11 protein-coding genes are annotated in these 15196 nt (G+C 45.3%); 10 read left to right on the top strand and 1 reads right to left on the bottom strand.

What is annotated here, in order from left to right; genetic code table 11:
* Positions 1-102 precede the first annotated feature (102 nt).
* Positions 103-1266 carry an NADH-dependent flavin oxidoreductase gene (locus tag NYE58_RS12660; protein ID WP_341001996.1) on the top strand — a complete coding sequence of 388 codons (1164 nt, stop codon included), beginning with the start codon at positions 103-105 and terminating at the stop codon, positions 1264-1266.
* 78 nt (positions 1267-1344) lie between these two features.
* Here NYE58_RS12660 and NYE58_RS12665 read toward each other — a convergent pair whose 3' ends face one another.
* Positions 1345-2361, bottom strand: a complete 1017-nt coding sequence (locus NYE58_RS12665; protein WP_341001997.1) for a CapA family protein — start codon at positions 2359-2361, stop codon at positions 1345-1347.
* Positions 2362-2630: 269 nt separating this feature from the next.
* Here NYE58_RS12665 and NYE58_RS12670 point away from each other — a divergent pair, with 269 nt between their 5' ends.
* The 9 genes from NYE58_RS12670 (at position 2631) to NYE58_RS12710 (ending at position 15141) form a co-directional block, all read left to right on the top strand.
* Positions 2631-3869: an FprA family A-type flavoprotein gene (locus NYE58_RS12670; RefSeq protein WP_076277946.1), complete on the top strand. Its 1239-nt coding sequence runs from the start codon at positions 2631-2633 to the stop codon at positions 3867-3869.
* 16 nt (positions 3870-3885) lie between these two features.
* Complete coding sequence (locus NYE58_RS12675) at positions 3886-5100, top strand: NAD(P)/FAD-dependent oxidoreductase (RefSeq protein ID WP_076218074.1); 1215 nt, start codon at positions 3886-3888, stop codon at positions 5098-5100.
* Between the two features lie 28 nt (positions 5101-5128).
* A complete protein-coding gene (gene rd, locus NYE58_RS12680; protein ID WP_076130123.1) occupies positions 5129-5311 on the top strand; it encodes a rubredoxin in 183 nt (60 codons plus the stop codon).
* Between the two features lie 47 nt (positions 5312-5358).
* Positions 5359-6069 (top strand): Crp/Fnr family transcriptional regulator, encoded by a 711-nt coding sequence (locus NYE58_RS12685; RefSeq protein WP_051491610.1) that lies wholly within the window; start codon positions 5359-5361, stop codon positions 6067-6069.
* Positions 6070-6236: 167 nt separating this feature from the next.
* Entirely contained in the window at positions 6237-7646 is a 1410-nt protein-coding gene (locus NYE58_RS12690; RefSeq protein WP_076277945.1) for an extracellular solute-binding protein, read from the top strand.
* Positions 7647-7868: 222 nt separating this feature from the next.
* Positions 7869-8933 (top strand): SGNH/GDSL hydrolase family protein, encoded by a 1065-nt coding sequence (locus NYE58_RS12695; RefSeq protein ID WP_341001999.1) that lies wholly within the window; start codon positions 7869-7871, stop codon positions 8931-8933.
* 16 nt (positions 8934-8949) lie between these two features.
* Positions 8950-10503, top strand: coding sequence for an extracellular solute-binding protein (locus tag NYE58_RS12700; RefSeq protein WP_076277943.1), 1554 nt, complete (start codon positions 8950-8952; stop codon positions 10501-10503).
* Between the two features lie 74 nt (positions 10504-10577).
* A complete protein-coding gene (locus NYE58_RS12705) occupies positions 10578-14831 on the top strand; it encodes an alpha/beta hydrolase fold domain-containing protein (protein WP_341002001.1) in 4254 nt (1417 codons plus the stop codon).
* 103 nt (positions 14832-14934) lie between these two features.
* The gene (locus NYE58_RS12710) at positions 14935-15141 is read left to right on the top strand and encodes a tautomerase family protein (protein WP_339247798.1); all 207 of its coding nucleotides are present in this window, start codon (positions 14935-14937) and stop codon (positions 15139-15141) included.
* The last annotated feature ends 55 nt before the right edge of the window (positions 15142-15196 follow it).

Consider the following 15196-nt stretch of genomic DNA (forward strand, 5'->3'; position numbering starts at 1 on the left):
TCATAACGAGCAAAAAGCGCTGTTCAGCGGAACAGCGCTTTTTGTTGTATCCAACAGCAGTTCTTTATTAGTTGACAAGAATAAATCATTGCTGTAATTTATATGTATGCGCATGTATATAATAATTTATCTAAATATAATTTAATGAAAGTTGGGAAAAAGATGATAGCACTAGACACAGCATTAACTTTTCGCAGAGGGCTGACATTAAAAAACCGAGTGGTTATGGCTCCAATGACCACACGAATGAGCTTTTATGACGGTGTAGTAACACAAGATGAATTGAAATACTATTCGCTAAGAACGGGCGAAGTAGGTGCGGTCATCACTGCGGCAGCAAATGTACAAGAGGGTGGAAAAGGATGGGAAGGTGAACTTAGTGTTTCCTCCGATGAATTTATTCCTAGCCTTAGCCGATTAGCATCTACTATTAAACGAAATGGAACAAAAGCTATTTTACAGCTATTCCATGCAGGAAGAATGACAGATTCAAAAATATTGCGTGGCGTACAACCCGTTTCCTCCAGCGCCATTGCTGCCGAACGTCCGAATGCAGAAATTCCAAGAGCATTAACAGAAAATGAAATTTTCGGTGTAATTGAGGATTTTAAAAAAGCGACTCAACGTGCTATTCAAGCTGGATTTGACGGGGTAGAAATTCATGGAGCAAACACATATTTAATCCAACAATTCTTCTCTCCACACTCCAACCGTCGTGAAGATCAATGGGGCGGAAGCTTAGAGAAAAGATTTAATTTCATTAACCAATTAGTGGATGCAGTTATTACTGTCGTTGACAATTCAAAGGTTAAGGATTTTATTGTCGGGTATCGTTTTTCTCCAGAAGAATATGAAGAGCCTGGAATTAAAATCACCGATACCTTTTATCTTATTGATAAATTAGCTGATAAAAAGCTGGATTATCTGCATATTTCATTAGGGGATTTTAAGAAAGTATCTGCATCAGAAGATTTTAAAGAAAAATCAATCCTGCAATATGTACATGAGAAAATCAATGGCCGTGTACCTTTAATTGGGGTAGGAGATATCCGTACCAAACAGGACGCAGAGGACACGTTGACAAATGCTGAATTAGTAGCAGTAGGACGGTCTCTTATCATTGATCCTCATTGGACAAGTAAAGTGCTGGAGGGTAAAGAAGATATCATCAGAAGAGTACTTGCTGATCAAGATAGAGAAGAACTCGTAGTAGAGAATGGTATTCTAGAATTCCTTAAATTAATGATGCCTGATCGTTTACGCTAAACCCAAACACAGTTTTGAGGTCTAAATCTATAACGTTCCGCGGTAAATTCCGCGGAACGTTATTTTTCTGTAACGACTCTATTCCCTCTTTAAGATTGTTGTCGTATGTTTCAACATTCGATTCATGAGATTTCGCCGCTCTGTTTTTATGTCGGTGTCGCTTCTCTTTAATGCGTCGCGGATGGGGATGATCTCTGTAATTTTCCTGCCGCTTTTTATTCTTCGATCTACACAAGTCGGGATGTAACCTACGTTAGTTATACTCGTGTGTCCTTTTTCATCCTTCTTTATTTTAAGCGTAAGAATGATACCGCTTTGTGTATAAGGAATATTCATTAGTTTAGTCGAAACAAAATTCCCCAATGAGTAAATAACGAATTGTTTTTTTCCACGAAGCGCTAACGGTTGAAGAACATGTGGGTGAGACCCCAGTATGATGTCGGCGCCATTTTTAAAGAAGAGATTGACCAGCTCTTTTTGCCTCTTGTTTGGAGTGTAACGATATTCGCTTCCGAAATGCAGATAAAGCAAGACTAGATCGACTTTCTTTTTTAAATCTCGAATCTCCCGAATAATCTTGGGCGTAGATATCCGGTTAACCAGCCATGGCTTACTCACTGGTACAGGAATTCGGTTGGTTCCTGCTGTGTAGGAGAGGATGCCAATCGTAATTCCTTTGACGTTTTTAATAAGCGTTCTCTTGGATTCTTCTAATGATTTAGCTGTTCCCGTGTGGTCGATTCCATTACGGTCCAGAACTCGTAACGTCCGAACCAGACCCGGGGCACCATAATCCATGCAATGATTGTTGGCCGTTATTAATACGTCGAATCCGGCTTTCTTAAGTGCAGGGGCCAGTTCGTCTGGACATTTGAATATCGGACCGCCTGATCGGGGACTTTTCCGGCATTCGGGGCCGCTTCCAGCAAAGGTGGTTTCGAGATTGCCAATCGTCAAATCAGCCTGTTTCAGATAAGGAGCTACTTTTGCAAACAGGGGGCTGAACAAATAGGTTCCGTCAGGCTGTTTAGCATCCGAAATAATATAACGTTTGACCATTAGATCTCCCACAGCAGCTATTTGTATTTCAGTCATGGATATCCACCTTTTTATTATTTTCATTAGGATATGGCATAAAGTTGTTAGGGGTTATTCTTTCTTTAAGGCGAAGTGCAAACATTTGTGTGGCTTTTTATTTAAAATGTGACTCAACGCATAATCACTTTATTTAGATCGTCTAAATTTAAGGTATTCATTTTTTTCAAACTTTTATAATTTGATTCAAATCCTCTTTTTTGTTTGGCAGCCATAATAAAATAAGGTTGTTGATAAACATTGTCAATCAAACATTGGAGGTTAAAGAAATGAGTACACCATTCAAAAAAATCGCCGAGGATACTTACTGGATAGGCAAAATCGATAACCGCCAGGTTCCATTTCACCGCCTGATTCTGGCAAAAGGAACTACCTATAATTCTTATTTATTAAAAACAGGTAAACCAACTGTCATTGATACCGTAGATATGGAATTCGGACGTGAATATGCCGAGTGTCTGGGTGAAATGATTGATCTTCTAGATATCCATTACATTGTAATTAATCATACAGAGCCTGATCACTCTGGTGGACTGGCAGCTCTCGCTGCCAAGGCTGCAAATGCCACGATCGTATGCACCGAGATTGCTGTTCCCGAATTGCAGGAAATGTACAAGCTTCATAGCCGGAACTTCCTGGTGGTTAAAGACGGAGATAAGCTGGATATTGGCGGGAAAACGCTGCTGTTTAAAGAAACACCGTATCTCCATACCGCAGAAACGATGATCACCTATTGTATCGAAGATCAAATCTTATTTCCTTGTGATATTTTCAGCACGCATGTTGCGGTGGAGAATCTATTCAGCGATGAAGCCGGGTTTGATATTACGGAAGATTTCGAGGGCTATTACGCAGCAATTATTCATCCTCACAGAAGATATGTAAGAACCCTGTTAGAGGCTGTTAAGGATCTTGAGATCCGGATGATCGCTCCTTCCCATGGGTTTGTGATCCGGAAGGACATACGTAAATATATCGGGATGTACGCCACATTGAGCCGTGAAACGACGCAAGGAAAAAAGGCAACCATCGTATATACCACCATCAAAAACAGTACCAAGAAGATGGCCAAAATCATACAGGAATGCTTGCAGGAAAATAATATAGAGACAGAGGTCTGGGATGCAGATAAAAGTAGTGCCGCTGATATTCTGAACAGCATAACGTCAGCGGACGCGGTCTTTATTGGCAGCTCCACTAAATACGCGGACATGATTGGGAACCTGGAGAACATTCTGAAAGAATTGCACAATATGAATCTGGAAGGTAAACTTGCTGCAGCCTTTGGCTCCTACGGCTGGAGTGGTGAAGCCATTGAAGTCATTCAGGATTATCTGAATGGAACAAACATGACGGTGCAAAGCACATCTGAGGTTATTAAAACCACGGGGATGACACATGTAGAGTTCCCTGTACGAATCAGATTTTCCCCGAAAGAGCCAGAGAAAGTTCAAAAAATTAAAAATGCGGCTGAATTTGTTTCGGATTTGCTGCTGAGTTCATTTTAGGGAAGAGGAACATAGGATGACAAAACATTACGTTATTGTTGGCGGAGGAGTAGCCGCCGTCCATGCCGCCAAAGCCATCCGTGATCAAGACGCAGAATCGGAAATTTCGATCCTCGGGGAAGAAAGTCAACTGCCCTATAACCGGATTAAGCTGACCAAAGGGCTGTTTACCGACCTGCACAGTGAGAAGGTGCTGATTAAAAAGGAAAAATGGTACCACGATAACCGTATCTCCGTAAAAACCTCGACCCGAATCCGTTCTGTCCACCCGGACCGGCAAATAGTTGTGACAGAAGATGGGCAGAGTGTTTCTTATCATAAGCTTTTATTGTGTATGGGAGCGAAGAATCGTGCACTCTCCCTTGAGGGCTTCGCCCTGAACAATGTTCATACCCTCCGGGATATGAACGACGCGGACAGATTGAAAGAAAACCTGCAGGATGGCAGCCATGTAGCCGTAATCGGTGGGGGAGTGCAGGGAATCGAAACCGCTTGGGCGCTGCATGAAGCTGGATATCAGGTAACGGTGATCGAAGCTTTTCACCGGTTGATGGGCAGACAGCTTGATGAGAAATCCTCACAGCTCCTTAAAGAGAACCTTGAACAAGCAGGTGTGAAGGTTATTCTTCGAGCTGATGTAGCGTCTATAACAGGAACTGAGTATGTTACCGGAATTACGCTGCACGACCAATCTCATTTTTCCTGTGACCATGTAGTCTACTCTATTGGTATTGTACCGAATACGGAACTGGTAAGTGGCTCGAATATTCAAGTCCGGCAGGGCATTATCGTAAATGAACAAATGCAAACAAATGATCCGCATGTGTATGCAGCCGGAGATGTGGCTGAAATTAACGGGCATGTGGAAGGACTGTGGGGCGGAGCGATTGAGCAGGGCCGGATTGCCGGCAGTAATATGGTTGCCAATCTGACTGCGTATCGTAGAGCTGTTCCGGTTACCTTGTTTACCGCCTTTGGTATCTCTTTATTTTCGATAGGCAACGTGGATGAACAGTATTGCGATACGGCGGTAAGCGGAGATGACAATGGGGCGTATACGCGTATCTATGTGAAAGATAACACAATGATCGGTGCGATATCCTGGCAAGGTGCAGCTGCTTCTCTTGGGTATAAAACCGCTGTAGAGTTTGGCATCTCCCTTGAGGGGATCGATGTTAACGGGAGTAGCATCGAGGAGATTATGGCTGAAGTACAAACCAGGTTGAACTAAACTATTAACTTTTTAGGAGATGATAAAGATGAAAAAATACATTTGTCTACCCTGTGGTTATATCTATGATCCGGCATTAGGCGATCCCGATGAGGATGTTGTTGCAGGCACTGCATTTGAAGATTTGCCTGAAGATTGGGTCTGTCCGGTATGCGGTGAAGATACCAGTCATTTTGCGCCGGTTGAAGATAAAAAAACTTCTGTATCCTAAAGGAAAGTAGGAGTTGTACAAAAAAATGAACAACAGGGGGGACAGTTATGAAGGAGTATTCTTGCCAATACGCTGCTGAACCTTGTACCCGCAAGGTGCCTATTTTTGCTGCGTTAAGCGATGACGATCTCTCCCGGATCAGCGCTATGATCAAGCATCGTAAGTTTACTAAAGGTCAACCTTTAATTCTGGAAGGGGCGCCGTCAGATACGCTGTACATTATTCAGCGAGGGCATGTTAAATTATCCAAAACAACTCCTGAGGGCAAGGAACAAATTTTGCACATCTTGACGAATGGAGACTTTTTCGGAGAACTGAGCATTTTTAACAGCGATGAGCTGAGTAACTTCAGTGCTTATGCTCTGAAAGACACTAACATTTGCATGCTGACCCGAACGGATATGGAGCAGCTGATGAGGGATAATCCGGATATTTCGCTCAGACTACTGAAGAGTGTGACCAAAAGACTAGCCCATACGGAAAATCTGGCGCAAAGCCTGGCGACCAAAGATCCCGAAATACGAATTGCTTATATGATCATGGAACTCAGCGACAAATATGGTAAGCAGCGTGGCACTCATATTCATATTGACCTTCCGTTGTCTCGTGAAGAGCTGGCCAGTTATGTTGGGGTCACCCGCGAAACTATTAGCAGAAAATTCTCAAGGTTTGAAGATTCAGGTCTTATTGAGCTAATCGGAAACAAGCAAATGCTCATTATAGATCCAGCCGGTTTGGAGAGTTATATGGGGTATTAAGAGGATTACGGTGTATTGACCGATCTGTATGACACCGTGGGTGCAGAACATACGCTATATGGGGCCAGACTCCGATACTTGTCGTTCCCAAAGGATTTCAGTATGATGAATACTATATAAACTTGTCCCTATGGGCTCGATTAATCGGAAGATGGCGAGGAAACCCAATGCAGAAAAGGAATAGCAGAAAATTTTTCCGTATCAGGCTAGAGGAAATGATTCAAACCTTGCGACATGAAATTCATTCGGGAAGTATAGCGATCGGCAGTTATCTTCCTTCAGAAAGCGACTTAGAGGTGCGCTTCGGACTTAGCAACGCTTCTGTGCGCAACGGGCTTAAGGTGCTGGTGGATGAAGGCTTAATTGAGAAAATTCCGCGTGTTGGCAATCGGGTAATTCCTCCGGTAGAGGAAGGCAGAACGACGATCAAGTTCGGATATGTGAACACCATCCCCAAGCTTGTAGAGATGCAAGAGCTACTGAATGAGTTCGGCAAACGCTATCCGCATATCGACGTTCAGCCGCTCGAGTTGTCTTCAGGAAACTACTCGACATCTTTGAAGGAATATTTGCAGTCGGAAATCATGGATGTCGTACTGATGAATAATAACAATTATCAGGATTTTTTGGAGCAAGGCTGTACGGAGCTGCTGGAGCCGATGGAGGAACAGCCGGACACGTATCGTTTTCTTACCGACCCGTTCCGGTATGGTGACCGTAATCGCGTTCGCCCCTTCATTTATTCTCCAGTCGTGCTTTGTTATAATAAACAGCACTTTAAGGAAGCCGGCGTATCACCACCAGACAGTAGCTGGACCTGGGACGATTTGTTCGCTAATGGTCGAAAGGTAGCTGAAGGTCATGACTGGTATGGTTTTTATTTTTATTTGCCTTCTCGTAACCGGTGGCCGTTGTTCCTGCTTCAGAGCGGTACGACGTTTGCGGCAGAGCAGGATGACGAAGGCAAATTCCGGTTCAGTGGCTCAAAGCTACTCGACAGTTTAGGAACCATTCGTAAGCTGATAGGCATGAAAGATGTATTTCCAGCCGTATTGTCCGAGAGCGATGCGGATGCGGAAGCCTTGTTCTTGCAAGGTAAAGTGTCCATGATTATGACGACCTATTACTTCTTGAATCAATTGCGTCAATCCGATTTGGCATTCGATATTGCTCCATTGCCGCGGCTGCAAAATGCTGATACGCTGCTGATTATAAATGGACTGGCGGTTAACAGCAAATCACAGAACAAGGATGCATCCATGCTGCTCGTTGATTTTCTCACCTCACACGAGGCGCAACTGATCATTAGGCGCAAGACGCTGAATATTGCAGCCAACCGTTTGGTGATGGATTGGGAAGGTGAGGAAGTGGGTTATCGTCCGGCCCGTTTTCAGCTTTATCGTGAGATCTTCCCTACCTATCGTCTGGTTACAGAGCTGGGTTTAAGCAACCTCCAGTTGAAAGAGATTCAACGTGATATCATGATGTTTGTTTCAGGTCTACTGGACAACGACGAGTTATGCCGCAGACTTGAGGAAATATTGAATGCGGTAAATCAGGAGACTCAGCACTCTTGAGGACTGAAAGTTTATGTGAAAATCCCGGCACAGGTTCAATTCTGAATCTGTGCTTTTTGTTATGTTGAAGTATTTGTTTGTTGCACAAGAATTGACTCATATATGACTCATAATAAACATAAAAACTTGTTGACTATGCTTTTGTTGTTATTATATGATGCAATAGAAGTCAGATATGAGTTAACACAAACTCGATTTTATTAAGGTGGTGTAGCTGCAAAGATGGAAAAGGAAGGCGTTTATTTTCACAATGTTTCGGAGCTGGTTCATAAACCCTATCAATCTGGATTGCATCTCCAGCGTTTTCCGCAGCATGTGCGCAATGGCTTGTCAGAGAAAGGAAGAACCAAAGCTATACAATCGAACGGCTGTGAATTGCGGTTTGTCACCGAATCCAAGCATGTTAGGGTCACTGTCGGATCGAATGATAGTAACGGCCGCGTTGTGGTATGCAGAGGGGATTTTTTTCATTCTCAGCATTTTCTGCAGGCGGGTACGGTAACCACTCTGCACTTGGAGGAGCCGGAACGTTTTACAGAGGTATCAAGTAAGCGGCTGAATCAGTCTGGATTTTCCTCTAACGTATGGCGTTTGCACTTTGATCGTTTCGGAGCTGTTTTCTACGATGTGGATGCTTTTGGTTGTGAAGTACGTGCGCCTAGACCGGAAGAGGTACCGAAGCTTACGATGCTCGCCTATGGATCTTCCATCAGCCAGAGCGCGGGATCCACGCATCATTTCAATGGTTACTTACAGCAGACAGGGCGCAGACTTGGTGTGGATGTGCTAAATCTTGCGCTTAGCGGATCTTGTTATTGCGAGGACGTAGTTGCCGATCATCTGGCTGAACGTGAGGATTGGGATTTTCTGTTTCTGGAACTTGGTGTCAATATGCGTGCTGTAGTGTCTCCCGAGGAATTCAAGCGTAGAGTGTCTTACATGCTGGACCGGGTTATCAAAAATCATCCTGACAAACCTGTGTTCGTTACTACGATTTATCCGAATCGTGCAACGTATTTTCTTGATACAGGCCATCTTCTTTATGTCCAAGAGACGGTTTTTAACGAAGTGCTGCTTCGTTACTGTGAGAGCAATAAACATCCACAACTACATCTGCTGGATGGCGCATCAGTCATGCGCGATCTAACCTCGCTGACCTCCGATCTTATTCATCCTTCCGATTATGGACACACGCTAATGAGCGAGCATTTAGCCAAGCTGTTGCGGCCCATGATCGAACCCCTCCGAACTTCTAGTCATTCTACCGAAGTGTCCCCAATTTTATAATAGGGAGTTGATGGAAATGAAGCGTTGGATGCTTACCATGTTGGGAGTTTCATTATTAGCCGTCTCTATGAATGGATGTTCCTCTTCTAATAAGGGGGGAGAAGAGCAAGCGGGGGAGAGTCCAGAAAAAACCACTGCTTTCTCCATATCGTTCCGGAGCGGAAACATTTCGTATGCAGACAATCATCCGAATATCAATGATGACAAATGGGTCAAAAAGCTGGAGGAACTTACAAATACAGATCTTAACATCCGTTTGATGCAGCAGAAAAATTTTGATTCGCAAATGATTCAAATGTTCGCGATCAACGACATTCCGGATGTCGTGCAAGCAAGCTCTGGGCTGACGAACCCTCAGTTGGCAGGTTCCGTGGAGGCCGGAGTATTCATGCCCCTAAATGAATTGCTTGAGCAGTATGGGCAGGATCTTCTCAAGAAAGTCCCGAAGGAGGCATGGGAGAAGGAGACCGATGCGAAAGGTAATATCTATGCGATTCCGGAATGGCTGTCCAATCCGTCACGCCGGGCAACTTGGATTCGTGCGGATCTTTTGGAACAAACAGGGCTGCCAGAGCCTAAAACAGTAGATGACTTCCTGAATGTCATGCGTGCTTTTAAGAAGCTGGGTGTGGAGAATCCTTATATGGGCCGGGAGGACTTTGTATATTCGGATATGTTCTTCGGATCTTACGATACCTTTGCTAATTTCTTTATGAAACAAGGGGATCAAATTGTCCCGAAATTTATGAATATCGAAAATATGCAAAAGACGATCCAAACGTACAAGACAATGTTCGACGAAGGACTGATCAACAAGGAATTCGTCACAATTAATCCCACGAAATTTAAGAACGATATTCTTGCAGGCAAGGCGGGCATCTGGAACATGAATGCGAACCTGTTGATCCAATGGGATCAGCAGCTAAGAGAACAGGTGCCTACTGGTAAAATGAAGCTGATCGCCTCGCCCACAGGGCCAGACGGTAAGGGGGGACTTCGTCTTGTCGGTACGGTGCCGCGAGCGTATTTAATTAACAAGAATGCGAAAGACCCTGCCGGGATCGTCAAGTTTTTCAACTGGATGGTTAGTGACGAAGCGGAGAAGTTTTTTACCTTCGGAATTGAAGGGGAAAACTACACTGTAGAGAACGGAAATATTAACTATAACAGACCGAAAACAGCTGATGAAGTTGATGAAGAAACGTTCCGTCAAATCCTGCTGTGGTTCGTACAGGATACTACCTACAATAAAGGTGCGCTTAGTCTCACACCCGAAGGAAAAGATTTGATGAAGCTCTACGACACAGTACTTGCGAATGAGGGACGCGACGGGATTCAATTTGAACCGCAAGTAAAAGGCTATCAGAAAAACCCGGACATCACCCCAGGTGGAGATAAATTGCCACCAGTTATATTGACGCATGTGATCAATATGGTATACGGAAAAAAGCCGATTTCCGACTATCCGAAGGTGGTGGAGGAATGGCTGCAGAAAGGGGGAAGTGACGTCGTCAAGGAAGCAACAGAACGTTATAACAATAACGACGGTGTGATTTTGTCCCGACATTAATAAGCTGCATCTCACAAGAGGTTTGAACTCCATAATGCTTGTGATTACCTATACCATGTCAGGGAGGAATTTATTTGAGAAACGGACTAAATAGGAAAGCTTTTCGAGTGGGCATTAGAGTACTGTTGTCTTTGGCTTTGTTATATTCGCCTTTGAAAATGCAAGCGCTTACCGAAGTTTATGCAGACGGAATAACGGATGACTATGTTACGCTCTACGAGGAAAACTTCGATGACCCTGACAATTTTGGATCTACCGGTGGTATTGCCATTCCGGGGCCTTGGCTGCAGGAAGGCGAAGGAAACAGTATGGCTAAAACTTCGGTTTCGTCCACGGCCCCGTCCGTACCGAATCTGGTGAAAATCGATGGCAAGGATGCATTGGCGCTGCCAGTGAATTCGACGGGGTACCGCAATCTTCAATTGAGTTATTATACACGGGCATCCTCCTACATCGGAGGAAGCGTCATCGTAGAATGGTCAAGTGACGGAGGGATAAATTGGACAACGTTGGAGGAATTTAAGCTGCCCCCAGGAACGCTGGAACAAAAGAACAGTGAGCCGAACCAACTCAAAGTCCAAAACTTGGGCAGCGGAGCTGACAACAACCCGAACGTCAAAATCCGGGTTCGTGTGGGGGAGCTTATGAGCGCGAATATGTATATCGATAGTGTCGCCCTCAAAGCTCAAACGATTCCCGGAATACCACCCGCAGAGACACCGGTGCCAATCCCTACACCGGCTGAACCTAAGCCGTTTGTGGTTCCTGAAGGCGTTAAGCTGTATGAAGATGTGCTGATTGGGAATGCTGGAACGCGGCCGATTTATACTTCGATTGCCGTACCCAAGATCCTGCCTCAAGCACCCGTGCCAGTGATGGTATACATTCATGGCGGAGGTTGGAATCACGGAGACCGGAAGCAAGCCCTTGCCAGTATCTGCAACTATGTAACCAAGCGAGGATATATCGGAGTATCGCTGGATTACCGCTTAACCCCGGAAGCGCCATTCCCGGCGCAAATTCAGGATGTGAAGCTTGCTATTCGTTACTTGCGCGCGCATGCGGCAGAATACCATCTGGACCCGAGCCGGATCGGTGTATGGGGTTCGTCGTCAGGGGGGCATCTGGCCTCACTGCTTGGTACGACTGGGAACATTAAGTCAGGCGAGACAATCACATTGGATACAGGACATACCGTAAATGTTCCGGATTTGGCTGGGAATGGCGGTTGGCAGCAATATTCTGATCAAGTGCAAGCCGTTGTCGATCTCTACGGTCCAGCGGATTTTACAACAAACTTCGCTAATAGCTATAAATCAGTGAAAGCGCTTTTAGGCGGGAACGACGCGTTCTCTGTGCCAGACCAGGCAAGGTTGGCCATGCCTGGCACTTATGCGTCACCGGACGATCCGCCTTTTTTCATCCGCCATGGGGATGTGGATGCAACGATCCCATACACGGACAGCATTACGTTCTCCAATCAATTGAAGGATGCAGGCGTGAAAGTGGTCGATGTAAAAATTGTACCTAAACAAGGTCACGGTTTTATAGGTGAAGCGGCTGAGCAAGCAAGCGCCGAGGCTTGGGCTTTTATGGATCAATATGTAAAGAATCGAATGGCAACAACACCTGATGATGAGGTTGTATACCGCGATCTAGCCAGTCTGGCACCGAGCGACGATGCAGTTATCGACAGCAGCAAGCCCACTGTAAACTTCAATAGCGCGACGGGCAGCAGCAATGGATTGTTCAGTATTTCTTCTGGCGCCGAGAACAAGAAATATGTGTATTTTAAATTTGATGTCTCTTTATATAGCAATCCTGCAAACAGGTACATTTTTAATGTTGCTGCCAAAAAGGGTTCATCCAATGCGGACCTCGAACTTTCGTTATTCGGCCTAAAGGATACAAATTGGACTGAATCGGAGCTGACTTGGAGCAATGCGCCTGTCACGGATCTGACCATTGCTTCGTTAAGTGGGAAATTTACCGTAACGGCAGACAAATCAGGAGCTCCACAGGTTTACAGCATCGATGTGTCCGAGTTTGTCAGAGAAAGATTGTCCGCATCGGGCGGTAATATCGCTTTTCTGCTTGGTGATGCGGCAAGCACTGGAATTTCCCTCAATGTCTATTCGAAAGAAGCTAATGGCAACAGCAACCCCCGTCCACAGCTTGTTGTTCAAGAAGCGGTTACACCTTCAAGCGACCATGAGAAACCTTCCTGGCCGGATGGAAGTTTTCTGAAAGCAGTCAATATAGGTACAGAGTTCATTCAACTTTCATGGCCGGCCGCCAGCGATAATCAAGGTATCGGCTCCTATCGCGTATACCGGGATAACACCCTGTTATCCAATGTTACCGGTGCAACGTACACAGCCGTTGGGCTTAGCCCTAGCACGGCGTACAGCTTTAAGGTTGAAGCGGTGGATCAGTCGGGCAATACATCCGTACCGCTTTCTTTTACGCGGTCAACGCTTACAGAACCCATCATTCCTTACGCGATTGCAAACGTGACAGCCAGCGACAGCGATGGCAATATCGCAACGAATACCATCGATAATAACTTGTTCACCCGTTGGTCCGCCGCAGGTAACAGCCCGTGGGTCCAATACGATTTAGGCGAACGGAAGCAGATCAGTTATTTAGGTATTGCCGTTTATAAAGGTGACACGCGTACGGCTCAATTGAGTATCGAAACTTCAAATGACGGTTTGGCTTGGACTACCATATGGACTGGTGCAAGCATGTACAGAACCATAGAGATGCAACCTTTTGATCTTCCTGACACAGAAGCCAGATATGTGCGGATCGTGGGTCTTGGAAATTCTGATGGCAGCGCGTTTACAAGTTTATCGGAGGTAAACATCTATGCGCCGTTCGCAAATGGCGATACACCTGTAGCCAGCATCCCGAACTACACGCCTAATCCCCCCCGGGAACCGATCCCATTCACAGCTCCCGGATTAACCGAACCTGAGGGTACGGTGCATCCGGTTCATTCCTCACCTACTACCACTGGGCGCATCTTGAACGTGCTGGACTATAATGCTGATCTCGCCGATAACGACACAGATGACGGTATTGCTATTCAAGCTGCCATAAACAGTGCTGAGCCCGGCGATGAGGTCTATTTGCCGTCTGGGGTTTATAATTTGAACTCAACATTGGATACTCTTATCAATTTGAAGCTCAAGTCAGGAGTAAACCTTCGCGGTGAGGATCAATCAACAACCATCCTCATGACATCTCTCAATAAGGTAAAAAACAGCGCCCTGATGAAAGTATCCGGACAGCATGATCTGTCCATATCTAATCTCACATTGACTTCTACCTGGAACGGTGTCTACACGACGGACCATAAAGTGAACAACCCGGACGCCGGTGGTCCCGACAGCATGATTATCATCGCAAATTTTGGTGAGGTTCCGTCATACAACATCACGGTTGATGGGGTTACTGTAGAGAAGTATTCACGTATGGGTGTGCGTATCGAAAACAGCCGTGATATTGTCGTACGCCGCAGCACGTTCCGAAATGCGACAGATGTAGGTCCGGGCGGTGCTGGCTATGGTGTGTCGATTCAAGGCATGGCCAAACAGGATCGCAACGGGTATGAGAACGACACGGTTTGGAATGTTGTGGAGGACTCCCATTTCGAAGGCCCTTATTTGCGGCATGGGGCGCTGATCCAATTTGTTGCCCATAACAATGTCCTGCGAAACAATCAGTTTATGAATACAAAGCTGGATGCCATCGATCTGCACGGAGAACTCGAATATTTGAACGAGATATACGGCAATGTGATTATTGACATTCCCTACGGCGCGGCGATCGGACTGGGAAACACCGGGGGTACAGCACCCAGCAATCACAGTAAGTCAGGACCGCGTAACTATATCCATGACAATACGATTCGTAATACAAGAGAAGGAATCAATGTAACTATGGGCACCCCGGATACAGTCATTGAGCGAAATGTGATTGAGAATACAACGCATATAGAGAACGCCAAGGGCATTCAGATTTTGAACGGGCCAGGTACTATCATTAAGGAGAATATCATTCGCAACAACACCGCGTCGAATTATTGGGCTGTATCCCTTGAGCATGATCCCGGCGACAGCAAAGCAAATGATATCGGAGCGGGCGACCCGCAGGACGTTCAATTGATCGCAAATTCGCTGATTGGCAATACGAACGGTATTCGACTTCTTGCTGGAAAAGGGATCATCCTGCAGGGGAATCTTATTAACAGTATAAGTTGCAATTATTTCAAAAATGATCATGTAGTAGTAGAGGGTTGGCCGTCACCGATTATACCCTAAAGAAAACACAAGCTCACTCATAGAAACTCCATATTGCAAGCGCTTTATTGTAGGTAGAATGAGGTTAGATTCATTCACTATTTAAGGAAATGGAGGAAAGCCGATGCCACATATTGAGATTAGGATGTACGAAGGCCGAACGAGTGAGCAGAAGGAGGAGATAGTCACCGTATTCACGCGGGAGTTATCCCGAATTATTGAACGGGAGGAACGATTTATTACCGTCGAATTTCAAGAAATTCCCCTGGATGAGAATGCTCCGGCGAACCTGCTGAAAAAAGGACCTATAGGAAACGGTTATGAAAGCTAAGGTAACTGGGGTTGACCTTATTAACTACAAAGCCGACACGAAAAGGTCCTTGCTT

This window comes from Paenibacillus sp. FSL L8-0708 (assembly GCF_038009325.1).
Taxonomy (GTDB): domain Bacteria; phylum Bacillota; class Bacilli; order Paenibacillales; family Paenibacillaceae; genus Paenibacillus_AQ; species Paenibacillus_AQ odorifer.

Bases quoted from the DNA above. Each gene is read 5' to 3' on its own strand.
- NYE58_RS12660 (WP_341001996.1), top strand. From the start codon at position 103: ATGTATGCGCATGTATATAATAATTTATCTAAATATAATTTAATGAAA.
- NYE58_RS12670 (WP_076277946.1), top strand. From the start codon at position 2,631: ATGAGTACACCATTCAAAAAAATCGCCGAGGATACTTACTGGATAGGC.
- NYE58_RS12700 (WP_076277943.1), top strand. From the start codon at position 8,950: ATGAAGCGTTGGATGCTTACCATGTTGGGAGTTTCATTATTAGCCGTC.
- NYE58_RS12695 (WP_341001999.1), top strand. From the start codon at position 7,869: ATGGAAAAGGAAGGCGTTTATTTTCACAATGTTTCGGAGCTGGTTCAT.
- NYE58_RS12710 (WP_339247798.1), top strand. From the start codon at position 14,935: ATGCCACATATTGAGATTAGGATGTACGAAGGCCGAACGAGTGAGCAG.
- NYE58_RS12685 (WP_051491610.1), top strand. From the start codon at position 5,359: ATGAAGGAGTATTCTTGCCAATACGCTGCTGAACCTTGTACCCGCAAG.
- rd (WP_076130123.1), top strand. From the start codon at position 5,129: ATGAAAAAATACATTTGTCTACCCTGTGGTTATATCTATGATCCGGCA.
- NYE58_RS12675 (WP_076218074.1), top strand. From the start codon at position 3,886: ATGACAAAACATTACGTTATTGTTGGCGGAGGAGTAGCCGCCGTCCAT.
- NYE58_RS12665 (WP_341001997.1), bottom strand. From the start codon at position 2,361: ATGACTGAAATACAAATAGCTGCTGTGGGAGATCTAATGGTCAAACGT.
- NYE58_RS12690 (WP_076277945.1), top strand. From the start codon at position 6,237: ATGCAGAAAAGGAATAGCAGAAAATTTTTCCGTATCAGGCTAGAGGAA.